Below are 23,224 nucleotides of genomic sequence, written 5' to 3'. Positions count from 1 at the left end.
CACCCTGCGAGGCTTTTTTGTTAATTGCGGCTTAACTTAGCCTGCTAACAATGCAACTATTTGTATCCCCAAAGGCCCGGTGAAGACTCCCCGTCTTCATAAGAGAGCCCATTAGCCTGAGTCGATCTGCTCCTGCAAGTCGTTGTACTCAACGGCAGATTGCTCGACCCCATAAACGGAAAATATGCGGGCGTGCCCATGATTACCCTGAAACTCAACGGTCAAGATCACCCACTGGATGTCACCGAGGACATGCCGCTGCTCTGGGCTATCCGCGACGTGGCGGGCTACAACGGTACCAAGTTCGGTTGCGGCATGGGCCTGTGCGGCGCGTGCACCATCCATATCGACGGCGCCCCGGCGCGCAGTTGCATCACGCCGATCGGCTCGGTGGTCGGGCAGAACGTAAGCACCATCGACAATCTGCATAGCGACCCGGTCGGCAAAGTCGTGCAGCAGGCCTGGCTGGACAGCGCGGTGGCCCAGTGCGGCTACTGCCAGGGCGGGCAGATCATGTCGGCCACTGCCTTGCTCAAGGTCAACCCCAACCCCAGCGACGAACAGATCGAAGCCGCCATGGTCGGCAACATCTGCCGCTGCGGCACCTACAACCGGATCAAGACGGCGATTCGCCAGGCCTCCACCCACCTGAAGGAGGCCAAGGCATGAGCCAGCTGCCGAATGATTTTGCCTTGAGCAACCTCAGCCGCCGCGGTTTTCTCAAAGGCGTCGGAGCCACCGGCGCACTGGTGCTGGCGGCCAGTTGGGGCTGGCAGGACGCTTTCGCCGAAGAGAAGAAGTTCGGTGCCGACGGCATGCCCAACGGCTGGGTCGATGACCCCAAGGTGTACGTGAGCATCGCCGCCGACGGCAGCGTGACCGTGCTCTGCAACCGTTCGGAAATGGGCCAGGGCGTGCGTACCAGCCTGAGCATGGTGGTCGCTGACGAACTGGAGGCCGATTGGGCGCTGGTGAAGGTCAAGCAGGCGCCGGGCGACGAGGCGCTGTTCGGTAACCAGGACACCGACGGTTCGCGCAGCATGCGCCATTGGTACGAGCCGATGCGACGCTGCGGTGCGGCGGCGCGGACCATGCTCGAGCAGGCAGCGGCCGAACAATGGAAAGTCCCGCTGGCCGAGTGCCGGGCGCAGTTGCATAAAGTGGTCCACCAGCCGAGCGGCCGTGAACTGGGCTACGGCGCCCTGGCCGCCGCGGCGAGCGCCCTGGCGGTGCCGGCCCGCGACAGCCTGCGTCTGAAGCAACCCAGCGAATTCCGTTACATCGGCAAGGAAGGTACCCGCGCCATCGACGGTGCGGACATCGTCAATGGCCAGGCGGTCTACGGCGCCGACGTGCATTTCGACGGCATGCTCTTCGCGACGGTTGCGCGCCCACGGGTCTATGGCGGCAAAGTCAAATCCTTCGATGGCAGCGCGGCACTGAAGGTGCCGGGCGTGATCAAGGTGGTGCAGATCGAAAGCCGCCCGCTACCTTCCGAGTTTCAGCCGCTGGGTGGTGTGGCGGTGATCGCCAGCAATACCTGGGCGGCGATCAAGGGCCGCGATGCGTTGAAGATCGAGTGGGACGATGGCGTCAACGCTGGCTACGACTCGATTGCCTACCGCAAGGAGCTGGAAGCCGCGGCGCTCAAGCCCGGCAAGGTAGTGCGCAGCACTGGCAATATCGACGACGCCATGGGCAGCGCCGACAGCAGCCTGGAGGCTTCCTATTACCTGCCGCACCTGGCGCAGGCGCCGATGGAACCGATGGTCGCCGTGGCGCGCTTCCAGGACGGCCAGTGCGAAGCCTGGGCTCCGAGCCAGGCGCCACAGGTGACCCGCGAACGTATTGCCGAGCGCCTGGGCATTCCCTTCGACAAGGTGACGGTCAACATCACCTTGCTCGGCGGTGGTTTCGGGCGTAAATCCAAGCCTGACTTCATCCTCGAGGCGGCGATTCTCGCCAAGAAAATGCCGGGCAAGGCCGTGCGGGTGCAATGGACGCGCGAAGACGACATTCACAACTCCTACTTCCATACCGTGTCGGCGGAATACCTCAAGGCCAGCCTGAACAAGGACGGCATGCCGTCCGGCTGGCTGCACCGCACCGTGGCGCCGAGCATCACCGCGCTGTTCGCCCCGGGCATGAACCATGAGGCGGCCTTCGAGCTGGGCATGGGTTTTACCAACCTGGCCTATGCGATTCCCAACGTGCGCCTGGAAAACCCCGAGGCCGCCGCGCATACCCGGGTTGGCTGGTATCGCTCGGTGTCGAACATCCCCCACGGTTTCGCCATCCAGAGCTTTGTCGACGAACTGGCGCACAAGGCGGGTCAGGACCCGTTGAAGTACCAGCTCAAGCTGCTGGGGCCGGATCGTCAGATCGACCCACGGACCTTGAGCGAAGAATGGAACTACGGCGAGTCGCCGGAGCGTTACCCGATCGACACCGCGCGCATGCGCGGCGTGCTGGAGACCGCGGCCAAAGCGGCGGGCTGGGGACGCAGCCTGCCCAAGGGCCGCGGCCTGGGGCTGGCGGTGCACTACAGCTTCGTCACCTATGTGGCGGCGGTGATCGAGGTCGAGGTCAAGGATGATGGCACCCTGATCGTGCACAAGGCCGATATCGCCGTGGACTGCGGTCCGCAGATCAATCCCGAGCGTATCCGCTCGCAGTTCGAGGGCGCCTGTGTGATGGGCCTGGGCAATGCGGTGGTGGGCGAGATCAGCTTCAAGGACGGCAAGGTCCAGCAGGACAACTTCCATATGTATGAAGTGGCGCGCATGTCCCTGGCGCCGAAGGAAGTGGCCGTACACCTGGTGACGCCACCAGGCGATGTGCCGTTGGGCGGTGTCGGTGAGCCGGGTGTGCCGCCGATCGCGCCGGCCCTGTGTAACGCGATCTTTGCCGCCACCGGCAAACGCATCCGCAACCTGCCAGTGCGTTACCAACTGCAGGGCTGGCAACAGGCGGGCAAGGCCTGATGGACAGCGTCGACCTGAATGTCCTGCGCAGCGTGCTGGAATGGCGCCGCGCGGGGCAGCGCGTGACCTTGTACAGCGTGGTCCAGACCTGGGGCAGCGCGCCGCGGCCACCGGGCGCGATGCTGGCCTTGCGTGAAGACGGCATGGTGATTGGCTCGGTCTCGGGTGGTTGTATCGAGGACGACCTGATCGCCCGTTTGCACGATGGCCGCCTGCCTCTGGACGGGCCGCCGGTGCAACTGGTGACCTATGGCGTGACCCGCGAGGAGGCCGCGCGTTTTGGCCTGCCGTGCGGCGGCACCTTGCGCCTGACCGAGGAGCGGGTTGGCGATCCGGGCTGGGTCGCGGAACTGCTGGCTCGTTGCGAGGCGCATGAAATCGTCGCCCGGGAGTTGAACCTGAGCAGCGGTGAAGTGCTGCTAAAACCGGCCAGCAAAACCGATGTGCTGAGCTTCGATGACACCACCCTGCGGGCGATCTATGGCCCGCGCTGGCGGCTGTTGCTGATCGGCGCCGGGCAGTTGTCGCGGTATGTGGCGGAAATGGCGCGGCTGCTGGACTTCGAAGTACTGATCTGCGATCCGCGCAAGGAGTTTGTCTACGGTTGGGAAGAGCAGCACGGGCGTTTTGTGCCGGGAATGCCGGACGATGCGGTGCTGAATATCGAGACCGACGAGCGTACGGCCATTGTCGCGCTGACCCATGACCCCAGGCTGGATGACATGGCGCTGTTGACCGCGCTCAATTCCCGGGCGTTTTACGTCGGGGCGCTGGGCTCTCGGGTCAACAGTCAGAAGCGTCGGGAGAATCTGGCCCAGCTGGGGCTGGAGCCGCAGGCCATCGAACGCTTGCACGGACCCATCGGCCTGCATATCGGCAGCCATACACCGGCGGAGATTGCCCTGTCGGTGATGTCGGAGATCGTTGCCATCAAGAACGGCATCGACCTGTTGCAGAAAAAGCCGCCCCAAGTGGCTGCGTAGGTGAGTGCGTGAGCGAGTCGCTGTGCGTGGTCATCCTGGCCGCGGGGCAGGGCAGTCGTTTCCGACAGGCGGCGGGGGGCGGGCAAGACAAGTTGCTGGCTCCATGCCTGGGACGAGACGCGGTGATCAGGCCGGTAGTCGAGCAGGTCCTGAGGAGCTTGCCCGCACTGCTGGCCTGTAGAATCCTGGTGACAACGCCGGACCGTACCGAGGTGATTGCCTTGGCCGAAGCCTATGGCTGCCAGGTGATGCTTCTGGATTCGCCGGGCATGGGCGACAGCCTCGCGGCCGCCGTCGCAGCCTGCGCCGATGCCAGTGGCTGGCTGGTGGTGCTGGGGGATATGCCCTTTATCCTGCCGTCGAGTATCGAGAGCGTGGTGCGGGAACTGGGCGAGCAAATGATCCGGGTGCCTGTTTATAAGGGGGCCTATGGTCACCCGGTGGCTTTTGGCGCGGCCTTTGGTCAGGCGTTGCAGGGCCTGACCGGGGATCGAGGAGCCAGGCCGCTGTTTGCCGTGGGGCAGGTCGTCGAGGTGGAACTGGCGGATGCAGGCGTGTTGTGGGATGTGGATACGCCGCAGGCGTTGGTTTTTAGCGGTTGAGATTGCTGGGCTCGCTTTCGCGGCGAAGATGTTGATCGAAGAATTGCAGGCATAAAAAAGCCCCGCCTGGGTGACCAGGCGGGGCTTTTTATCGGGCTAGGAATCAGACGAGGGGTTTAGGCTCGTGCTCTTCTTCCTGGGCCTTGGGCTTGTGCTCTACCACTTCTTCGACGGAGCGTGGGGCTTCGTCGGCGGCAGGGGCAGGTTGCTCGATGACCGGTTCGGCAGCAGGAGCTGCCTCGACCACCTCGGCAACCACCGGCGCAGGCTCGGCGGCCACTACGGCTTCTGCCGGAGCTTCAGCGGCGGCAGCGGCAGCCAGCTCGGCTTCCTTCTGCAGACGCTCGGCTTCGCGCTTGCGACGACGCACTTCACGCGGGTCGTTTGGCGCGCGACCGGTGCTGGTCAGGGCGCTGGCCGGAGCGGCCTCGACAACCGGTGCAGCCACTTCGGCGGCAGGTGCCTCAACCGGCGCTGCCGGTGCGGCAGCCACAGGCTCGGCAACTACAGGTTCAGCAGCCACGACTGCTTCAGCCACAACTTCTGCGACTGGCGCAGGCGCTTCGGCAACGATCGCCTCGGCGGCACGCTCGAAGGCACTAGGCGCTTCCTGGGTTGGTTCTGCCGCTGGTGCTTCGGCGACTGGCGCTTCGACCACTGGCTCGGCAACGACTGCAGGTTGTTCTGCAACAATTGCAGGTTGCGCAGCCTGTTCTTCGTGCTGTTCTTCACGAACCTGGGCGACTTCAACAGCAGGTGCTGCTGGAATCTCTACCGCAGTGGTGGCCTCGACGACCGGTGCTTCGACGGTCGGTGCGGCTTCCTGGACGGCAGCGGTGGCACGTTCGGCCTGCTCGTGAGCCTGGGCTTCGGCCGGGGCGCTGATCACGGTGCTGGCAACGGCAGCAGTTACCGCCAGGCCTGCGGCCAGATCGGCGCTGCTTGGCTCTTCGCTGTTTTCTTCCGAACCTTCGATCACATTGCCGTTGGCGTCACGCTGACGCTCACGACGGTTGCTGCGACGACGCTGGCCACGGGAGCGGCGGCGTGGGCGATCGCCCTCGGCGTTCTCCTGACCGTCTTCCTGCAGTTGCTCTTCGTTCGGCAGCAGCTCTTCTTCAGCTACGGCAGCGGCCTGTTCGGCGCGAGGTTGACGCTCTTCACGCGGTGGACGCGGTTGACGCTCTTCGCGCGGCTGACGAGCCGGGCGTTCTTCGGCGGCAGCGACAGCGGCAGGAGCAGCGTCCAGCGGTTCGCGCAGTTCACGCACGCGTTCTTCACGCTCGCCGCGTGGCTTGCGGTCTTCACGTGGTGGGCGTGGTTGACGCTCTTCACGTGGCGGACGTGGCGCGCGCTCTTCGCGAGCGGTGGCCTGGACTTCCTCGCGAGCCTCGCGAACTTCACGTGGCTGACGCTCTTCGCGGGCTTCGCGCGGTGCGCGCTCTTCACGAGGGGCGCGTTCTTCGCGTGGCTTGCGCTCTTCGTCGCGGCGACCGTTGCGATTGCGGCTCTGCTGACGACCGTTGCGGCGTTCTTCGTTGCGTGCAGGACGCTCGGTGGCCGGTTTTTCAACCACGACCGGAGCGGCTGGCTCTTCCTTGGTGGCGAACAGGCTGACCAGGGACTTCACCAGGCCCTTGAACAGGCTTGGCTCGGCAACGGCGGCCGGAGCGGCAACCGGGGCGGCGACCACTTCGGTTGGAACCGGTGCATTGGCACGGGCTGGAGCGGTCTTGACGGCGGCTTCCTGGCGAACCAGGGTGCGGGTCGCGGCGGCTGGCTGGACTTCTTCGGCTTCGGCAGCGGCAGCGGCGATTTCGTAGCTGGACTGGTTGATGCCGGCTTCCGGGCTGTCATCACGCAGACGCTGGACTTCGAAGTGCGGCGTTTCGAGATGGTCGTTCGGCAGAATGACGATACGAGCACGGGTGCGCAGTTCGATCTTGGTGATCGAATTGCGTTTTTCGTTGAGCAGGAAGGCAGCAACCGGAATCGGCACTTGGGCGCGAACTTCGGCGGTGCGATCTTTCAGGGCTTCTTCTTCGATCAGGCGCAGGATCGCCAGCGACAGCGATTCGACGTCGCGGATGATGCCGGTGCCGTTGCAGCGTGGGCAGACGATGCCGCTGCTTTCGCCGAGGGATGGACGCAGGCGCTGGCGGGACATTTCCAGCAGGCCGAAGCGCGAGATGCGACCGACCTGGACGCGAGCGCGGTCGGCTTCCAGGCATTCGCGGACTTTCTCTTCCACGGCGCGCTGGTTCTTGGCCGGGGTCATGTCGATGAAGTCGATGACGATCAGGCCGCCGATGTCACGCAGGCGCAGCTGGCGAGCGATTTCTTCCGCTGCTTCCAGGTTGGTCTGCAGGGCGGTTTCCTCGATGTCGCTGCCTTTGGTGGCGCGCGCCGAGTTGATGTCGATGGACACCAGGGCTTCGGTCGGATCGATAACGATGGAGCCGCCGGAAGGCAGTTCGACGACGCGCTGGAAGGCGGTTTCGATCTGGCTTTCGATCTGGAAACGATTGAACAGCGGAACGCTGTCTTCATACAGCTTGATCTTGCTGGCGTACTGCGGCATCACCTGGCGGATGAAGGTCAGGGCTTCGTCCTGGGCTTCCACGCTGTCGATCAGCACTTCGCCGATGTCCTGGCGCAGGTAGTCGCGGATGGCACGGATGATCACGTTGCTTTCCTGGTAGATCAGGAAAGGCGCCGCGCGGTCCAGCGAGGCTTCTTTGATGGCGGTCCAGAGTTGCAGCAGGTAGTCGAGGTCCCACTGCATTTCTTCGCTGCTACGGCCCAGGCCGGCAGTGCGGACGATCAGGCCCATGTCGGCAGGGGCGACCAGGCCGTTCAAGGCTTCGCGCAGTTCGTTGCGCTCTTCGCCTTCGATGCGACGGGAGATGCCGCCGGCACGCGGGTTGTTCGGCATCAGCACCAGGTAACGACCGGCCAGGCTGATGAAGGTGGTCAGGGCAGCGCCCTTGTTGCCACGTTCTTCTTTTTCGACCTGAACGATGACTTCCTGGCCTTCGCTCAGGACGTCCTTGATATTGACGCGGCCTTCGGGAGCTTTCTTGAAGTATTCGCGGGAGATTTCTTTGAGGGGCAGGAAGCCGTGGCGCTCAGAGCCGAAATCGACAAAGGCAGCCTCGAGGCTTGGTTCGATGCGAGTGATGCGGCCTTTATAGATGTTGGCCTTCTTCTGCTCGCGTGCACCGGATTCGATGTCCAGGTCGTAGAGGCGTTGGCCATCTACCAGTGCAACACGCAACTCTTCGGGTTGAGTTGCGTTAATCAGCATTCTTTTCATGTAGTACCGTCGGTTTCCGGGCTGCCGGAAACGGCGTTCGGCACACACGACTTCTCACGGTCGGTGTCAGGTGCGTCAGGAGCGGTTGGCCGCTCCAGTGTCTAGCGAAATCCGGCCAGTTGGGGCGAACTCGCGACTCACGCGTCCTGCTTGCTGGGGTGACAAAAGGCACCTCTTAAGCAAAAGCTCAATCAGGAGGAGGAATCAACCGGCGACTGTGGACGAGATGAAGCGTCTTGATAAAGCCTAATGCTACACAGTCCGACGGTTGTGCATCTCCACCCTACACGTATCCCTGATAATTCGGGTGCTGCCGCGCGCAGAATCCGCAGCGGGTTGGCATTTACCGTGAGCTCCGGAAGGGGAACTCACGCATCATGGCTAATTTAGGCGGTGTTTCCGAAGCGCTCGCTCGGGTTCGTTCGTAGCTGACTGCACTTTGTGAACTGGCCGTGAATATTTGCTCGAAAGGCGAGTGGAAACTCTGCTTTTCGGCGTGCTTCAGGCCTCATGTCACCTGCGCTTGTTACAACTGCAAAACTCCACCGTTCGTAGCGAAAGCCCCGTAGGACGGCCTCGCATCCTGGTGAATTGCGTTGGTCAGGGCCGGCTGTTGGCCGTTGGTCCGCTGTCCAGGCCGCTTTTGGCGGCGTTCGCGACTATAGCAGTAATCATTAAGTGCTTCAATTCCATAAAAAATTGTTATCATTTGCGCCATGACGACTACTGCCCCCTCGACCCCAGGCGTTCAACTGCTTGAGGTCTCGCCGGAATATGCCGGCCAACGAATCGACAATTTCCTCCTCGCTCGGCTCAAAGGCGTGCCCAAGACCTTGATTTACCGCATTTTGCGCAAAGGCGAAGTGCGGGTGAACAAGGGCCGGATCAAGCCTGAATACAAGCTGCAGGCGGGCGATATCGTGCGCGTGCCGCCGGTGCGCGTGCCGGAGCGTGACGAACCCGTGCCCGTGGCGCAGGGTTTGTTGCAGCGCCTGGAAGCTTCGATTGTCTATGAAGACAAAGCCCTGATCGTGATCAACAAGCCCGCCGGCATCGCTGTGCATGGCGGCAGCGGTCTGAATTTCGGGGTGATCGAAGCCTTTCGTCAGTTGCGCCCGGACGCCAAGGAGCTGGAGTTGGTCCATCGCCTCGACCGCGATACTTCCGGCCTGCTGATGATCGCCAAGAAACGCAGCATGCTGCGTCATTTGCATGAAGCCTTGCGCGGCGATGGTGTCGACAAGCGCTACATGGCGCTGGTGCGCGGCAACTGGGCGACCTCGATCAAGCAGGTCCGTGCGCCGCTGCTCAAGAGCAACCTGCGTTCCGGCGAGCGCATGGTCGAAGTGAACGAAGAGGGCAAGGAGGCCTTGACCGTGTTCAAGGTGCTGCGCCGCTTCGGTGACTTCGCCACCATGGTCGAAGCCAAGCCGGTGACCGGTCGTACTCACCAGATCCGTGTGCATACCCTGCATGCCGGGCATTGCATTGCCGGCGACAGCAAGTATGGCGATGACGATTTCACCAAGGAAATCCGCGACCTGGGCGGTAAGCGCCTGTTTCTGCATGCCTACATGCTGACCGTGCCGTTGCCCGATGGCGGCGAGCTGAAATTGCAGGCACCGGTGGATGACATGTGGGCCAAGACTGTGGAGCGCCTGAGTGCACCCTGATTACAAACTGCTGATCTTTGATTGGGACGGTACCCTGGCAGACTCCATTGGTCGGATAGTCGAGGCCATGCATGTGGCCTCCGATCGCTCGGGGTTTGCCCGGTGCGACGATTTTGCGGTCAAGGGCATTATCGGCCTGGGATTGCCGGAGGCGATCCGCACGCTGTATCCGCACATCAGCGATGCCGAGCTGGTAGATTTTCGCCAGCACTATGCCGATCACTACATCGCTCTCGAGGCCGAGCCTTCTCCATTGTTTGCCGGGGTGGTGCAGTCTCTCGAAGCCTTTCGGCGCGAGGGATATCATCTGGCGGTAGCGACCGGTAAGGCGCGTCGTGGTCTGGATCGGGTGTTGAAGGCGCATGGCTGGGAAGATTATTTCGACATCACCCGCGCCGCCGACGAAACCGCGAGCAAGCCTCATCCTTTGATGCTCGAGCAGATCCTGGCGCATTGCGAGGTGCGCCCCGAGCAGGCGTTGATGGTCGGTGATTCCTCTTTCGACCTGCTGATGGCGCGTAATGCAGGCATGGCATCGGTTGCGGTCGGTTATGGCGCGCAATCGCTGGAAGCCTTGCAGGCTTACGAGCCGCGCCTGTCTATCGATAGTTTTCCTCAATTGCATGCCTGGCTTGGCCGGCGGGGCAATTGAGTCTTTTGGGGTAAAAGCATGAGCGACGAATGGAAAGCGCCGAGTAAGTCGGCTGCCGACAGTGTTGACGACAAGAGCTGGAAGCTGCTGGAAAAGACTCTGCTGGCCGGTGTGCAAGAGCAGCGGCGTTCGCGGCGTTGGGGGATTTTCTTCAAGCTCCTGACCTTTGTTTATCTGCTTATAGCCCTGGCGCTGTTTACGCCGTTGATGGATATGGAAAAAACCGCCACCCGCGGGGCCGGTTACACGGCGTTGATCGAGGTGACGGGCATGATCGCGGACAAGGAGTCGGCGAGCGCCGACAACATCGTGACCGGCTTGCGTGCGGCTTTCGAGGACTCGAAGGTCAAAGGCATTGTGCTGCGTATCAACAGTCCTGGCGGCAGCCCGGTGCAGTCGGGTTATGTCTATGACGAAATCCGTCGCCTGCGTGGCTTGCATCCGGATATCAAGGTGTATGCAGTGATTTCCGACCTGGGGGCTTCCGGCGCCTACTACATTGCCAGCGCCGCCGATCAGATCTATGCCGACAAGGCGAGCCTGGTCGGTTCCATCGGGGTCACGGCGGCCGGTTATGGTTTCGTCGGCACCATGGAGAAGCTAGGTGTGGAGCGTCGTACCTACACCTCGGGTGAGCACAAGTCGTTCCTGGACCCGTTCCAGCCGCAGAAGCCCGAGGAAACCCAGTTCTGGCAGGGCGTGCTGGATACCACTCATCGCCAGTTCATCGCCAGCGTCAAGCAGGGGCGTGGCGAGCGTCTCAAGGACAAGGATCATCCGGAGCTGTTCTCCGGCCTGGTCTGGTCCGGCGAGCAGGCGCTGCAACTGGGCTTGATCGATGGGCTAGGGAGTGCCAGCTCGGTTGCTCGGGATGTGGTTGGCGAGAAGGAATTGGTGGATTTCACCGTGCAGGAGTCGCCTTTCGATCGCTTCTCGAAAAAGCTGGGCGCCAGTGTTGCCGAGCATTTGGCCATGTGGATGGGCTTTCAGGGGCCGACACTGCGTTGATTGCGCTGTTTTAAAAAGAGCCGGCCTTATGGCCGGCTTTTTTAGTGTGGGTGGTCAGGGGATTTCCACGCTTTCGGCGAGCAGCATGTCTACCAGGCGGATCAGCGGCAGGCCGATCAAGCTGCTGGCGTCGCTGCCCTCGGTGCTGCGGAACAGGCTGATGCCCAGGCCCTCGGCCTTGAAGCTGCCGGCACAGTCATAAGGCTGTTCGGCGTGCAGGTAGCGTTCGATGCGGGCAGGGCTCAGCTCGCGCATATGCACGGTGAAGGGTACGCAGTCGACCTGGCAGTGGCCGCTCTTGCTGTTGAGCAGGGCCAGGCCGGTGAGAAAGGTCACGCTGGCGCCGCTGGCGGCGAGCAATTGCTCGCGCGCCTTTTCGAAAGTGTGGGGCTTGCCGATGATGCGCTCGCCGAGCACCGCGACCTGGTCCGAGCCAATGATCAAGTGTCCTGGGTGGGTGGCGGCCAGCGCTCGGGCTTTCTCTTCGGCGAGACGCTTGACCAGGTCGCTGGCGGATTCTCCGGGGCGATGGCTTTCGTCGATATCCGGTGAGCTGCAGGTGAATGGCAGGCGCAGGCGGGTGAGCAATTCGCGCCGGTAGGCCGAGCTTGAGGCAAGTAATAAAGGCAGCATGCGCATCTCCTGAGGCTGGCCGCGAATTCTAGCGGGGCTTGCAAGTGACGGACAGGGCTGAATTTCCTTTGACATGGCCGGGGGCATCCCTATAATGCTGCGCCTATGTTGAATGACCCGATTCCACCTCACGTTGACCCGCGCAAATTGGCTGACCGTGGCACCACCCTTCAAGGTGAACTGCTGCTGGCCGATTTGAAGAGACTCTGCGACCCGCTTTCCGACGATGTCGGTACGGTGCAGGCTAAATTCGTTTTTGAACGAGATGAACGTAAATCTGTGGTGATCCACAGCTTTATCGACACTGAAGTCAAAATGGTTTGCCAGCGTTGTCTTGAGCTGGTCACCCTGCCGATCCACAGCGAATGCAGTTACGCTGTGGTGAAGGAGGGTGCGAATACCCAGTCGTTGCCGAAAGGTTATGACGTGCTGGAACTGGGCGAAGATCCTTTGGATCTGCAGGCTTTGATCGAGGAGGAGCTTTTGCTCGCCTTGCCCATCGTGCCTGCTCATCATCCGGAAGAATGCCAGCAGCCGGCGGGTCTCGATGAGCCCGAACCGAGCGAGGACGAGGTAACGCGGTCCAACCCGTTCAGTGTATTGGCGCAGTTAAAGCGTGACCCAAACGTTTAGGAGTTAATCAATTATGGCTGTTCAGCAGAACAAAAAATCCCGCTCTGCCCGTGACATGCGTCGTTCGCACGACGCTCTCGAGGCTAGCACCCTGTCCGTAGAAAAGACCACTGGTGAAGTTCACCTGCGTCACCACGTATCGCCAGAAGGCGTATACCGTGGTCGTAAAGTGATCGACAAGGGCGCTGACGAGTAATCCTTGTCCGCTCAAGTCATCGCGATTGACGCAATGGGCGGGGACTTCGGTCCCCGCAGCATTGTTCAGGCCAGCCTTGCTTGCCTGTCTGCCACCCCCTCGCTGCACCTAGCCCTTGTCGGCCAACCTTTCCTTCTAGAAGAACTGATTTCCGGTCATTCGGCTGTGGATCGCGCGCGCCTGACGGTTGTGTCCGCCGCAGAAGTCATTGGCATGGATGAAAAACCTTCCCAGGCTCTGCGTGGCAAGCCGGACTCCTCCATGCGAGTGGCGTTAGAGCTGCTGCGTGATGGCAAGGCCCAGGCCTGTGTCAGCGCCGGCAATACCGGTGCCCTGATGGCGTTGTCGCGTTATGTGTTGAAAACCCTTCCGGGCATCGATCGTCCGGCGATGGTGGCGGCTATTCCAACCCAGCGCGGCTATTGCCAGCTGCTGGATCTGGGGGCAAACGTCGATTGCAGCGCCGAGCACCTGTTCCAGTTTGCGGTCATGGGGTCGGTGGCAGCCGAGACGCTGGGGGTCGTTCGTCCGCGAGTGGCGTTGCTCAATATCGGTACTGAAGACATCAAGGGCAATCAGCAGGTCAAGCTGGCAGCTAGCCTGTTGCAGAATGCCCGGGGTCTGAATTACATCGGTTTTGTCGAGGGCGACGGATTGTATCGCGGCGAAGCGGATGTGGTGGTGTGCGACGGTTTTGTCGGCAATATCCTGCTCAAGTCCAGCGAGGGGCTGGCGACCATGATTGCCGCGCGCATCGAATCCCTGTTCAAGCAAAACGCGGTTTCCCGTGTGGTCGGTGCTCTGGCGCTGCCGCTGATGCGGCGTCTGCAGGCCGATCTGGCGCCGGCGCGACACAATGGCGCGAGTTTTCTCGGCTTGCAGGGAATAGTCGTGAAAAGCCACGGTTCGGCGGGGGTTCAGGGTTTCCAGAGTGCGATTCAACGGGCGTTGATCGAGATCCAGGAAAACCTCCCGGAGCGCCTGCATGGGCGGCTCGAAGATCTGTTGCTTTAGGCGTTTGTACTCGGAAATGCTTAAATGTGACCGCTCAGTTCAATTGGCCATCCAACTCTCAGTTTCTTGCGTCCACCACGGTGCGGCGTCAATTCTCCGACGACAAGATCATTAGGGGCTTGTTACATGTCTGCTTCCCTCGCATTCGTCTTTCCTGGACAGGGCTCGCAGTCCCTCGGCATGTTGGCCGAGTTGGGCGCGCAGTACCCGTTGATCCTCGAAACCTTCAAAGAAGCTTCCGATGCTCTGGGCTACGATCTCTGGGCCTTGACCCAAGAGGGTCCCGAAGAGCTGCTCAATCAAACCGACAAAACCCAGCCGGCCATTCTGACCGCCTCTATCGCCCTGTGGCGTCTGTGGCTGGCGGAAGGCGTGGCACGCCCGGCATTCGTCGCCGGCCACAGCCTGGGTGAATACAGCGCGCTGGTTGCCGCTGGCAGCCTGACTCTGGGCGAAGCCGTGAAGCTGGTAGAGCGTCGCGGCCAGTTGATGCAAGAAGCCGTTCCTGCGGGGCAGGGTGGCATGGCGGCGATTCTCGGCCTGGAAGATGCCGATGTGCTGGCCGCTTGTGCCGAAGCCGCACAAGGCGAAGTGGTCAGCGCGGTCAATTTCAACTCCCCGGGCCAGGTGGTGATCGCCGGCGCCAAGGCCGCTGTCGAGCGCGCCATCGAGGGTTGCAAGGCGCGTGGCGCCAAGCGCGCCATGCCATTGCCTGTCAGCGTGCCATCACACTGCGAGCTGATGCGTCCGGCTGCCGAGCGTTTCGCCGAGTCGATTGCCGCCATCAACTGGCAGGCGCCACAGATTCCGTTGGTACAGAATGTCAGCGCCGATGTGGCGCCGGATCTCGAAACCCTCAAGCGCGACCTGCTGGAGCAGCTGTACAAGCCGGTGCGTTGGGTGGAGTCGGTGCAGACCCTGGCCGCCAAGGGCGCTACCCAGCTGGTCGAGTGCGGTCCGGGCAAGGTCCTGGCGGGTCTCAACAAGCGCTGCGCCGAAGGCGTATCGACCTCTAACCTGAACACCCCAGATGCCTTCGCTGCCGCTCGCGCAGCGTTGGTCTGAATTAGGAGAAGCCTGCATGAGTCTGCAAGGTAAAGTTGCATTGGTTACCGGCGCCAGCCGCGGTATTGGCCAGGCCATCGCGCTTGAACTGGGTCGCCTGGGCGCGATCGTTGTGGGTACCGCAACTTCCGCTTCGGGTGCCGAGGGTATTGCTGCCACCTTGAAGGAAAATGGCATTCAGGGCGCAGGCCTTGAGCTCAATGTCACCAGCGACGAGTCCGTTGCTGCCGTGCTGGCCAGCATTCAGGAGCAGTTCGGCGCGCCGGCGATCCTGGTGAACAACGCCGGTATTACCCGTGACAACCTGATGATGCGCATGAAAGACGACGAGTGGTACGACGTGATCGATACCAACCTGAACAGTCTGTATCGCCTGTCCAAAGGCGTTCTGCGCGGCATGACCAAGGCTCGCTGGGGTCGAATCATCAGTATTGGTTCGGTGGTGGGTGCCATGGGCAACGCTGGCCAAGTAAACTACGCCACCGCCAAGGCGGGTCTGGAAGGTTTCAGCCGTGCTCTGGCGCGTGAGGTTGGCTCGCGGTCGATTACCGTGAACTCGGTGACTCCGGGTTTCATCGATACCGACATGACTCGCGATTTGCCTGAAGCGCAGCGTGAAGCGCTGCAAACACAAATTCCGCTGGGTCGTCTGGGGCAGGCTCAAGAGATCGCGCAAGTGGTCGCTTTTCTTGCATCCGACGGTGCGGCATACGTGACCGGGGCTACAATCCCGGTGAACGGCGGGATGTACATGTGAGTTAAATGTGACGGATTGCTTCAAAAAAATGTCATACGAGCTGTCTAAAATCCGTTATAAAGCTGCAATCAATTTATAGGCAGGTGGCCAAAGGGTTTGAGGAGTGAAGCTTTCAGTTGAAAAGCTGAAAAGCCTTTCTATACACTTACCCACTGGCCAGCTGCCTGAATTTGTCCATTAGGAGTGAAAACAAGGTATGAGCACCATCGAAGAGCGCGTCAAGAAAATCGTTGCTGAGCAACTGGGCGTTAAAGAAGAAGAAGTTGTTAACACTGCTTCCTTCGTTGAAGACCTGGGTGCCGACTCCCTTGACACCGTTGAGCTGGTGATGGCTCTGGAAGAGGAATTCGAGACCGAAATCCCTGACGAAGAAGCTGAAAAGATCACTACCGTTCAAGCAGCTATCGACTACGTTACCAGCCACCAGGCTTAATCGTATTTAGTCGTCTTTTGCTGTCATGGAAAAACCGCACTGCCGTTACGGCGTGCGGTTTTTTCTTTAGGCCTGATGCAAAGTGTCGTCATTAGAAAAAAGGAGAGTGCTGTGTCGCGTAGACGCGTCGTAGTCACCGGTATGGGTATGTTGTCGCCACTGGGTACGGATGTTCCGAGCAGCTGGCAGGGCATTCTGGCTGGCCGCAGTGGCATTGGTCTGATCGAACACACCGACCTTTCTGCCTATTCCACCCGTTTTGGCGGCTCGGTAAAGGGCTTCAATGTCGAGGAATACCTGTCGGTCAAAGAGGCCCGCAAGCTCGACCTGTTCATTCAATACGGCTTGGCGGCCGGTTTTCAGGCAGTGCGTAATGCCGGCCTGGAAGTGACCGATGCCAACCGCGAGCGAATCGGCGTTGCCATGGGGTCGGGTATTGGCGGTTTGACCAATATCGAGGAAACCAGCCGCACGCTGCATGATTCCGGCCCGCGTCGAATTTCTCCGTTCTTCGTGCCTGGCTCGATCATCAATATGATTTCCGGATTCCTGTCTATCCATCTGGGTGCCCAGGGGCCGAACTACGCCATTTCCACGGCCTGCACCACAGGTACCCACTGCATTGGCATGGCGGCCCGCAATATTGCCTTTGGCGAAGCTGACGTGATGATCGCCGGTGGCGCTGAAATGGCCGCCTGCGGCCTGGGCATGGGCGGCTTTGGCGCATCCCGCGCACTGTCGACCCGCAATGACGAGCCAACCCGTGCCAGCCGTCCTTGGGACAAGGGGCGTGATGGCTTCGTGCTGTCCGACGGTGCCGGCGCGCTGGTGCTCGAAGAGCTGGAGCATGCCAAGGCCCGTGGCGCGACCATCTATGCCGAACTGATCGGTTTTGGCATGAGCGGCGACGCCTACCACATGACTTCGCCACCCGCCGATGGCGCCGGCGCGGCGCGTTGCATCGCCAATGCGCTGCGTGACGCCAAGCTGAACGTCGAGCAGGTGCAGTACATCAATGCCCACGGTACTTCGACACCTGCCGGTGACCTGGCGGAAGCCGAGGCGATCAAGACGGTGTTCGGCGATCACGCCTACAAGCTGGCGATCAGCTCCACCAAGTCCATGACCGGCCATCTGCTGGGTGCCGCGGGTGCCATCGAGGCCATCTTCAGCGTGCTGGCGATCAACAGCCAGGCAGCGCCACCGACCATCAACCTCGATGAGCCGGACGAAGGTTGCGACCTGGATTTCGTGCCGCACACCGCGCGCAATATGGACATCGACGTGGTGCTGTCCAACTCCTTCGGGTTCGGTGGTACCAACGGCTCCCTGGTGTTCCGCCGGTTCGCTGGCTGATGGACAGCTGGGTCGACGGTCAGCCGGCTGACGTTCTGTCGCTCAAGGACCGCGGCTTGGCTTATGGCGATGGTCTGTTCGAGACCATCGCGGTGAAGGCGGGCCAGCCCTTGTTGCTGGAGCGACACCTGCTGCGCCTGGCCGAGGGCTGTTCGCGCCTGGCCATCGCTGCCGATCAAGCGTTGATCCGCAGCGAGCTCACCGCCTACGCCTCGCTGCTGGGGGAGGGCGTGCTCAAGCTGATCCTCACCCGGGGTGACAGCCAGCGCGGTTATGCCGCCGACCCGCGGGCGCAGCCGCGGCGAATCCTCCAGGGTAATGCGCCGGCCGCTTATCCGGCGGCGCATGCCGAGCAGGGGGTTCGATTGTTCCCTTGCACCACCCGCCTGTCCGAGCAGCCCTTGCTCGCCGGCCTCAAGCACCTCAACCGACTGGAGCAGGTTCTTGCCCGTTCCGAGTGGCAGGACAGCGAGCATGCTGAAGGCTTGATGCTCGACGTTTCCGGGCGGGTGATCGAGGGCGTGTTCAGCAATCTGTTCCTGGTGCGCGACGGTGCCTTGTTCACGGCCGATTTGAGCCGTTGCGGGGTCGCCGGAGTGATGCGCGCTGAAATATTGTTTCAGGCCGCGTCCTTGGCTATCCCCACGGAAATCGCCGACATCAGTCTCGAACAGTTGCAACAGGCCGACGAAGTCTTTGTCTGCAACAGTGTCTATGGCATTTGGCCGGTGCTTGCCTGTGGCGCACTGCGCTGGTCGGCCGGACCGCTCACCCGTAAACTGCAACGCATTGCCCGCACGCTACTGGATGCCTGATTTGTGAGACGTAAACTATTGCTTCTGCTGGAGACCGGACTGGTTCTGGCAGGTCTGGCGCTGGGCGCCTCGGCCTGGAAGTTGAACTCGGCGCTGGAGCAGCCTCTCAACCTGACCCAAGAGCAATTGCTCGACGTGCCGGCTGGCTCGACGCCAGGCGGTACCTTCAACCGTATGGAAGCCAATGGCGTTCTCAAGGACGCGTTCTGGCTGCGCCTGTACTGGCGCTTCAACATGGAAGGACAGCCACTGCACAGCGGCGAATACCGCATGACCCCAGGGATGACCGCGCAAGGCCTGATCGGGGTCTGGCAGCGTGGTGAAGTGGTGCAGTACAGCCTGACCCTGGTGGAAGGCTGGACTTTCCGTCAGGTGCGCGCGGCATTGGCCAAGCATGACAAGCTCGAGCAGACCCTGAATGGGTTGAGTGACAGTGAAGTCATGGAAAAGCTCGGTCACGGCGGAGTTTTCCCCGAAGGCCGGTTCTTTCCCGATACCTACCGTTTTGTGCGCGGGATGACCGATGCCGAACTGCTGGAAAAAGCCTACAGCCGCCTGGACGAGGTGCTGGCCAAGGAATGGAACAAGCGCTCGGCCGATGTGCCTTATACCGAGCCCTATCAGGCACTGATCATGGCCTCGCTGGTGGAGAAGGAAACCGGCGTGCCCCAGGAGCGCGGACAGATTGCCGGGGTATTCGTGCGCCGCATGCAGGTGGGTATGCTGCTGCAAACCGATCCGACGGTGATCTATGGTCTGGGCGAGCGTTACAACGGTAAGTTGACCCGCGCCCTGCTGAAGGAAGCGACCCCCTACAACACCTACGTGATCAGTGGCTTGCCGCCGACGCCGATCGCCATGGTCGGCCGCGAGGCGATTCATGCTGCGCTCAACCCGGTGCCGGGCAGCAGTCTGTATTTCGTGGCGCGTGGCGATGGCAGCCACGTGTTCTCCGACGATCTGGAAGCGCACAACAATGCCGTGCGCGAGTTCCAGCTCAAGCGTCGCGCCGATTATCGTTCCAGCCCGGCACCGGCGGGCAGCCCGGCGGCTTCCGAAACTCCGGAGTCGACCCCGGCGGCGTCACCCGATACGGCGCCCGAGGCAGTTCCGCAGGAGTCCCCTGAGGAGCCTTCTCAGGAGGCTCCCCAAGTGAGCCCGGAAATACCGCCGCAAGCACCGCTCGAAACTCCCGTCGAGCCCGAGCCGAAAAGCCCGCAATGACTTTGATTAAGGACTGCCTGTGACTGGCTTGTTTATTACTCTGGAAGGCCCGGAAGGCGCGGGTAAGAGCACCAACCGCGAATATCTGGCCGAGCGCCTGCGCGCCGCTGGCATCGAGGTGTTGCTGACTCGCGAGCCGGGCGGTACGCCCTTGGCCGAGCGGATCCGCGAGGTGCTGCTGACCCCCGGCGACGAGGTCATGAATCCCGATACCGAGCTGTTGCTGGTGTTCGCCGCGCGCGCCCAGCATCTGGCCGAGGTGATTCGTCCGGCGCTGGCCCGTGGTGCGGTGGTGTTGTGCGACCGTTTTACCGATTCCACCTACGCCTATCAGGGGGGGGGGCGTGGTTTGTCCGTGGAGCGCATCGCGACCCTGGAGCAGTTCGTTCAGGGTGAGCTGCGACCCGACCTGACCCTGGTGTTCGACCTGCCGGTCGAAGTGGGTCTGGCCCGCGCCAGCGCCCGTGGCCGCCTGGACCGTTTCGAGCTGGAAGGCCGGGTGTTCTTCGATGCGGTACGCCAGGCGTACCTGAAGCGCGCGGCGGCCGATCCGGCGCGTTACCTGTTGGTGGATGCGGCTCAGCCGCTGTCCCAGGTCCAGCAAGCACTGGACGCCCTGTTGCCGAAATTGCTGGAGCTGCACCGTGGCTGAGGCCTTTCCCTGGCAGGACGAACTCTGGCAGCAGCTGGCGGGCCGAGCGCAGCATGCCCACGCCTATCTGCTCCATGGCCCGGCGGGCATCGGCAAGCGTGCGTTGGCCGAGCGCCTGATGGCGCGCCTGCTGTGCCAGCGTCCGGCCGGGCTGGATGCCTGCGGGCAATGCAAGTCGTGCTTGCTGCTGCAGGCCGGCAGCCATCCGGACAACTACGTGCTGGAGCCGGAGGAAGCGGACAAGGCGATCAAGGTCGACCAGGTGCGCGAGCTGGTCAGCTTCGTGGTGCAGACCGCGCAACTGGGCGGGCGCAAGGTGGTGCTGATCGAGCCGGTGGAGTCGATGAATATCAACGCTTCCAACGCGCTGCTGAAAAGCCTCGAAGAGCCGTCCGGCGATACGGTGTTGCTGCTGGTCAGCCACCAGCCGAGCCGTTTGCTGCCGACCATCAAAAGTCGCTGCGTGCAGCAGGCCTGTCCTCTGCCCAGTGAGGTCATGAGCCTGCAATGGCTGAGCAAGGCGCTGCCGGACTGTTCGGAAGAGGAGCGGGTCGAGCTGTTGACCCTGGCGGCCGGTTCGCCCCTGGCGGCTGTCAGCCTGCAAGCCCAGGGCGCGCGCGAGCAGCGGGCGCAGGTGGTCGACGGGGTGAAGAAGTTGCTCAAGCAGCAGCAATCGCCGACCCAACTGGCCGAAGGCTGGAATGCGATACCCTTGCTGTTGCTGTTCGATTGGTTCTGCGACTGGTCGAGCCTGATCCTGCGCTATCAGCTGACGCAGGACGAGGAGGGGCTGGGATTGGCCGATATGCGCAAAGTGGTGCAATACCTCGCGCAGAAGTCCTCCCAGGCCAAGGTTCTGGAGATCCAGGACTGGATCCTTGCGCAGCGCCAGAAGGTGTTGAACAAGGCCAACCTCAATCGGGTGCTGTTGCTCGAAGCCTTGCTGGTGCAGTGGGCCGCATTGCCTGCCCGCAACTGACGGCGGCGCCTGGAAACAAACCGAATCGCCGGCTGCTGCTCGGGCCGGCCTGTTCATTGACCGAATGTGGTTGTCGCTTCTTATGCTTGTAGATTCCCATTGTCACCTCGATCGCCTCGACCTCGCCGCCCATGACGGCTCTCTGGATGCCGCCTTGGATGCGGCTCGTCAGCGCGGTGTCGGGCATTTCCTGTGCATTGGCGTCAGCGCCGACAATGCGGCCGACGTCAAGGCGCTGGCTGAGCGTTATGACGACGTCGATTGCTCGGTGGGTATCCATCCCCTGGATGTCCAGCCCGGCGCCGCGCCAGCCCTCGACTGGCTGCTGCGGGAGCTGAATCACCCGCGGGTGGTGGCCATCGGCGAGACCGGCCTGGATTACCACTACGAGCCGGAAGCGGCGCAGTTGCAGCAGGAATCCTTCCGCCTGCACCTGCAAGCCGCCCAGCAGACCGGCAAGCCGGTGATCGTCCACACCCGTGGCGCGCGCGCCGATACCCTGACCCTGCTGCGTGAAGCAGCGTTACCGCAAGCCGGGGTCCTGCACTGCTTCACCGAAGACTGGGACATGGCCAAGGCCGCGCTGGACCTGGGCTTCTACATTTCCCTGTCCGGGATTGTCACTTTCCGCAATGCCGATGCGCTGCGGGACGTGGCGCGCCAGGTGCCGGTCGACCGTTTGCTGGTGGAAACCGATTCGCCGTACCTGGCGCCGATTCCTTATCGCGGCAAGCCCAACCTGCCGCAGTACGTGCGTGAAGTCGCCGAGTTCCTGGCCATGCTGCGTGGGGAGCCCTACGAGCGTTTTGCCGAGCAGACCACCGAGAACTTCAAGCGTCTGTTCCCGCTGGCGCACGTCAAGGGCTGAATCGCAGGCAAAAAAAAACCCGGGTTCTGGGGGGTGAATCCGGGTTAAGACCATTAGGAGTAAAACTAAAGGCACACCATCCCTTGGTACCTTCATCGGCGCTTCACTTGGGGGAGATGTCACGCCGACATTTCAAGTATTGATCACTATTGAATTCAGTCCAGTTGGCCTTGCTCGTTTCTTAAACAAATTTGGAATACGAGCGCTTCGCTTGAGTTCTCATTGCCGGGCGATGTCAGCCACAATGGCGAGAGTCTCGTCGATCACGCGCCTTTCGGTATAGAAATGCGGTGAAAATCTAACCCCGGGACCACGGGGAATACACACCACCTGCTGCTGTTGCAGCGCCTCATGAACTGCCTGATTATCGATGCCATTGATACTGAACGAAAAAATTCCGCCGCGTCGGGCAGGGTTGAGCGGGGTGTGCAGGCATACGCCGGGGATAGCATTCAGGCCATCCTGGAGCCACTGGACCCGTTCGGCGATCAAGGTCGCTACTTGTTCCATGCCCACTTCTTCCAATAACGACAGGCTTGCTTCCAGGGCCATGGCGCCAAGCATGTTCGGGCTGCCGCACTCGAAGCGCCGCGCGCTCTTGGCCGGTTCCCATGCGCTGCGGCTGTAATCGCCCATGTGTTCCAGCATGTGCCAGCCGAACTCATGGAGCTTGAGCTGCGCGCGCAGCTCGCTGCGGCAATAGAACACGCCGAGGCCTTCAGGCCCGAGCATCCATTTGTGGCCGTCGGCCATGGCGAAGTCGCATTGATAGGCCTGGACATCGAAGGGTTGGGCGCCCAGTTGCTGGATCGCGTCGATGCAGAACAGCACGTTCTGTTGTTTGCAGCCGGCGCCCAGGCGCTGCAGATCCAGGCGCAGACCGCTGGCGAACTGCACCGCGCTGATCGCCATCAGCCGGGTGCGCGGCCCGCAGGCGGCCAGCAGGGCGCCTTCCGGATCGTCGCCCTTGAGGCTGACCTGCAGCACTTCCACGCCCTGGCTGGCCAGGGCTTCCCAGACGACGCGGTTGGAAGGGAATTCCTCGGCGCTGATGACGATCTGGTCACCTTGTTCCCAGGGCAGACCAAAGGCGACGAATGACAGCGCTTCCGAAGTATTTTTGACCAGCGCGATATCATCCGTTGACGGTGCATTTAGCAAGCGCATCAGGCGTTCGCGCAGGCGTTGCTCAAGGGCCATCCAGTCCGGATAGTCCCGCGCACCCAGCAAAACGTTCTCTTTGGCGAAGCGCGCCACGGCTTCGGCGGCCCGATTCGGCCAGGGGGCGACAGCTGCGTGATTCAAATAACGCAGGCCCGGGGCCTGTACAAATTCATCAAGAAACATAGTCATGGTCGGATGATCCGTGCATTTTGGCGCA

Annotated in this window: 22 protein-coding genes; 19 read left to right on the top strand and 3 right to left on the bottom strand. The window is 61.8% G+C overall.

All coding sequences use genetic code 11. The annotated features are described in order from the left end of the window. Window positions 1–198: 198 nt before the first annotated feature. The 4 genes from CRO75_RS02790 to CRO75_RS02775 are packed head-to-tail and all read left to right on the top strand — an operon-like array spanning window position 199 to window position 4,569. Window positions 199–669 carry a (2Fe-2S)-binding protein gene (locus tag CRO75_RS02790; RefSeq protein ID WP_053260197.1) on the top strand — a complete coding sequence of 157 codons (471 nt, stop codon included), beginning with the start codon at window positions 199–201 and terminating at the stop codon, window positions 667–669. Continuing rightward, window positions 666–2,984, top strand: a complete 2,319-nt coding sequence (locus tag CRO75_RS02785) for a xanthine dehydrogenase family protein molybdopterin-binding subunit (protein ID WP_097134380.1) — start codon at window positions 666–668, stop codon at window positions 2,982–2,984. Before CRO75_RS02790 ends, CRO75_RS02785 begins: the two co-directional genes overlap by 4 nt. Then, window positions 2,984–3,967, top strand: a complete 984-nt coding sequence (locus CRO75_RS02780) for an XdhC family protein (RefSeq protein ID WP_097134379.1) — start codon at window positions 2,984–2,986, stop codon at window positions 3,965–3,967. The genes CRO75_RS02785 and CRO75_RS02780 overlap by 1 nt, the downstream gene beginning before the upstream one ends. Before the next feature lie 8 nt (window positions 3,968–3,975). Beyond that, entirely contained in the window at window positions 3,976–4,569 is a 594-nt protein-coding gene (locus CRO75_RS02775; RefSeq protein WP_097134378.1) for a nucleotidyltransferase family protein, read from the top strand. 103 nt (window positions 4,570–4,672) lie between these two features. On the opposite strand, the gene rne is transcribed toward CRO75_RS02775, so the two are convergent. Beyond that, complete coding sequence (gene rne, locus CRO75_RS02770) at window positions 4,673–7,885, bottom strand: ribonuclease E (RefSeq protein ID WP_097134377.1); 3,213 nt, start codon at window positions 7,883–7,885, stop codon at window positions 4,673–4,675. A gap of 716 nt (window positions 7,886–8,601) precedes the next feature. Between rne and rluC the strand changes: the two genes are divergently transcribed. Genes rluC through sppA form a run of 3 tightly spaced genes read left to right on the top strand, consistent with a single transcriptional unit; the run spans window position 8,602 to window position 11,218 of the window. After that, on the top strand, window positions 8,602–9,558 hold the full coding sequence (gene rluC, locus CRO75_RS02765; RefSeq protein WP_097134376.1) for a 23S rRNA pseudouridine(955/2504/2580) synthase RluC: 957 nt from the start codon (window positions 8,602–8,604) through the stop codon (window positions 9,556–9,558). Beyond that, window positions 9,548–10,210, top strand: coding sequence for an HAD-IA family hydrolase (locus CRO75_RS02760; RefSeq protein WP_009042846.1), 663 nt, complete (start codon window positions 9,548–9,550; stop codon window positions 10,208–10,210). The genes rluC and CRO75_RS02760 overlap by 11 nt, the downstream gene beginning before the upstream one ends. 18 nt (window positions 10,211–10,228) lie before the next feature. Then, window positions 10,229–11,218, top strand: coding sequence for a signal peptide peptidase SppA (sppA, locus tag CRO75_RS02755; RefSeq protein WP_097134375.1), 990 nt, complete (start codon window positions 10,229–10,231; stop codon window positions 11,216–11,218). Window positions 11,219–11,272: 54 nt separating this feature from the next. On the opposite strand, the gene CRO75_RS02750 is transcribed toward sppA, so the two are convergent. Further along, a complete protein-coding gene (locus CRO75_RS02750) occupies window positions 11,273–11,851 on the bottom strand; it encodes a nucleoside triphosphate pyrophosphatase (RefSeq protein WP_009042848.1) in 579 nt (192 codons plus the stop codon). Between the two features lie 105 nt (window positions 11,852–11,956). Here CRO75_RS02750 and CRO75_RS02745 point away from each other — a divergent pair, with 105 nt between their 5' ends. The 12 genes from CRO75_RS02745 (at window position 11,957) to CRO75_RS02690 (ending at window position 21,843) form a co-directional block, all read left to right on the top strand. Continuing rightward, window positions 11,957–12,484 carry a YceD family protein gene (locus CRO75_RS02745; RefSeq protein ID WP_007928051.1) on the top strand — a complete coding sequence of 176 codons (528 nt, stop codon included), beginning with the start codon at window positions 11,957–11,959 and terminating at the stop codon, window positions 12,482–12,484. A gap of 13 nt (window positions 12,485–12,497) precedes the next feature. Then, window positions 12,498–12,680, top strand: coding sequence for a 50S ribosomal protein L32 (gene rpmF / locus CRO75_RS02740; protein ID WP_003179396.1), 183 nt, complete (start codon window positions 12,498–12,500; stop codon window positions 12,678–12,680). Window positions 12,681–12,683: 3 nt separating this feature from the next. Continuing rightward, window positions 12,684–13,694 carry a phosphate acyltransferase PlsX gene (plsX, locus tag CRO75_RS02735; RefSeq protein ID WP_097134374.1) on the top strand — a complete coding sequence of 337 codons (1,011 nt, stop codon included), beginning with the start codon at window positions 12,684–12,686 and terminating at the stop codon, window positions 13,692–13,694. A 126-nt stretch (window positions 13,695–13,820) separates the two neighbouring features. After that, window positions 13,821–14,759: an ACP S-malonyltransferase gene (gene fabD / locus CRO75_RS02730; RefSeq protein ID WP_097134373.1), complete on the top strand. Its 939-nt coding sequence runs from the start codon at window positions 13,821–13,823 to the stop codon at window positions 14,757–14,759. Between the two features lie 16 nt (window positions 14,760–14,775). Next, complete coding sequence (gene fabG / locus CRO75_RS02725; protein WP_007928054.1) at window positions 14,776–15,516, top strand: 3-oxoacyl-ACP reductase FabG; 741 nt, start codon at window positions 14,776–14,778, stop codon at window positions 15,514–15,516. Window positions 15,517–15,712: 196 nt separating this feature from the next. Next, complete coding sequence (gene acpP, locus CRO75_RS02720; RefSeq protein ID WP_003175607.1) at window positions 15,713–15,949, top strand: acyl carrier protein; 237 nt, start codon at window positions 15,713–15,715, stop codon at window positions 15,947–15,949. A 111-nt stretch (window positions 15,950–16,060) separates the two neighbouring features. Continuing rightward, window positions 16,061–17,305: a beta-ketoacyl-ACP synthase II gene (gene fabF / locus CRO75_RS02715; protein WP_092418124.1), complete on the top strand. Its 1,245-nt coding sequence runs from the start codon at window positions 16,061–16,063 to the stop codon at window positions 17,303–17,305. Then, window positions 17,305–18,120 carry an aminodeoxychorismate lyase gene (gene pabC, locus CRO75_RS02710; protein WP_097134372.1) on the top strand — a complete coding sequence of 272 codons (816 nt, stop codon included), beginning with the start codon at window positions 17,305–17,307 and terminating at the stop codon, window positions 18,118–18,120. The genes fabF and pabC overlap by 1 nt, the downstream gene beginning before the upstream one ends. 3 nt (window positions 18,121–18,123) lie before the next feature. Then, a complete protein-coding gene (mltG, locus tag CRO75_RS02705) occupies window positions 18,124–19,344 on the top strand; it encodes an endolytic transglycosylase MltG (RefSeq protein WP_097134371.1) in 1,221 nt (406 codons plus the stop codon). Between the two features lie 19 nt (window positions 19,345–19,363). After that, on the top strand, window positions 19,364–19,996 hold the full coding sequence (tmk, locus tag CRO75_RS02700) for a dTMP kinase (RefSeq protein WP_007928062.1): 633 nt from the start codon (window positions 19,364–19,366) through the stop codon (window positions 19,994–19,996). After that, entirely contained in the window at window positions 19,989–20,975 is a 987-nt protein-coding gene (locus tag CRO75_RS02695) for a DNA polymerase III subunit delta' (protein WP_085530234.1), read from the top strand. The genes tmk and CRO75_RS02695 overlap by 8 nt, the downstream gene beginning before the upstream one ends. Before the next feature lie 82 nt (window positions 20,976–21,057). After that, complete coding sequence (locus CRO75_RS02690) at window positions 21,058–21,843, top strand: TatD family hydrolase (protein WP_097134370.1); 786 nt, start codon at window positions 21,058–21,060, stop codon at window positions 21,841–21,843. A gap of 219 nt (window positions 21,844–22,062) precedes the next feature. On the opposite strand, the gene CRO75_RS02685 is transcribed toward CRO75_RS02690, so the two are convergent. Then, on the bottom strand, window positions 22,063–23,196 hold the full coding sequence (locus CRO75_RS02685; protein ID WP_097134369.1) for an aminotransferase class V-fold PLP-dependent enzyme: 1,134 nt from the start codon (window positions 23,194–23,196) through the stop codon (window positions 22,063–22,065). Between the last annotated feature and the right edge of the window lie 28 nt (window positions 23,197–23,224).

Source organism: Pseudomonas sp. LAMO17WK12:I10 (assembly GCF_900215185.1).
Classification (GTDB): domain Bacteria; phylum Pseudomonadota; class Gammaproteobacteria; order Pseudomonadales; family Pseudomonadaceae; genus Aquipseudomonas; species Aquipseudomonas chlororaphis.
Note: the sequence above shows the minus strand (reverse complement) of the source record. Positions and strands in the feature narration are given on the sequence as shown.

What these genes read in the sequence shown, in the direction of transcription:
- fabG (WP_007928054.1), top strand. Translation starts at nt 14,776, where the DNA reads ATGAGTCTGCAAGGTAAAGTTGCATTGGTTACCGGCGCCAGCCGCGGT.
- CRO75_RS02750 (WP_009042848.1), bottom strand. Translation starts at nt 11,851, where the DNA reads ATGCTGCCTTTATTACTTGCCTCAAGCTCGGCCTACCGGCGCGAATTG.
- CRO75_RS02685 (WP_097134369.1), bottom strand. Translation starts at nt 23,196, where the DNA reads ATGACTATGTTTCTTGATGAATTTGTACAGGCCCCGGGCCTGCGTTAT.
- fabD (WP_097134373.1), top strand. Translation starts at nt 13,821, where the DNA reads ATGTCTGCTTCCCTCGCATTCGTCTTTCCTGGACAGGGCTCGCAGTCC.
- CRO75_RS02790 (WP_053260197.1), top strand. Translation starts at nt 199, where the DNA reads ATGATTACCCTGAAACTCAACGGTCAAGATCACCCACTGGATGTCACC.
- CRO75_RS02690 (WP_097134370.1), top strand. Translation starts at nt 21,058, where the DNA reads ATGCTTGTAGATTCCCATTGTCACCTCGATCGCCTCGACCTCGCCGCC.
- sppA (WP_097134375.1), top strand. Translation starts at nt 10,229, where the DNA reads ATGAGCGACGAATGGAAAGCGCCGAGTAAGTCGGCTGCCGACAGTGTT.
- rne (WP_097134377.1), bottom strand. Translation starts at nt 7,885, where the DNA reads ATGAAAAGAATGCTGATTAACGCAACTCAACCCGAAGAGTTGCGTGTT.
- CRO75_RS02745 (WP_007928051.1), top strand. Translation starts at nt 11,957, where the DNA reads ATGTTGAATGACCCGATTCCACCTCACGTTGACCCGCGCAAATTGGCT.
- CRO75_RS02780 (WP_097134379.1), top strand. Translation starts at nt 2,984, where the DNA reads ATGGACAGCGTCGACCTGAATGTCCTGCGCAGCGTGCTGGAATGGCGC.
- rpmF (WP_003179396.1), top strand. Translation starts at nt 12,498, where the DNA reads ATGGCTGTTCAGCAGAACAAAAAATCCCGCTCTGCCCGTGACATGCGT.
- pabC (WP_097134372.1), top strand. Translation starts at nt 17,305, where the DNA reads ATGGACAGCTGGGTCGACGGTCAGCCGGCTGACGTTCTGTCGCTCAAG.
- acpP (WP_003175607.1), top strand. Translation starts at nt 15,713, where the DNA reads ATGAGCACCATCGAAGAGCGCGTCAAGAAAATCGTTGCTGAGCAACTG.
- CRO75_RS02785 (WP_097134380.1), top strand. Translation starts at nt 666, where the DNA reads ATGAGCCAGCTGCCGAATGATTTTGCCTTGAGCAACCTCAGCCGCCGC.
- rluC (WP_097134376.1), top strand. Translation starts at nt 8,602, where the DNA reads ATGACGACTACTGCCCCCTCGACCCCAGGCGTTCAACTGCTTGAGGTC.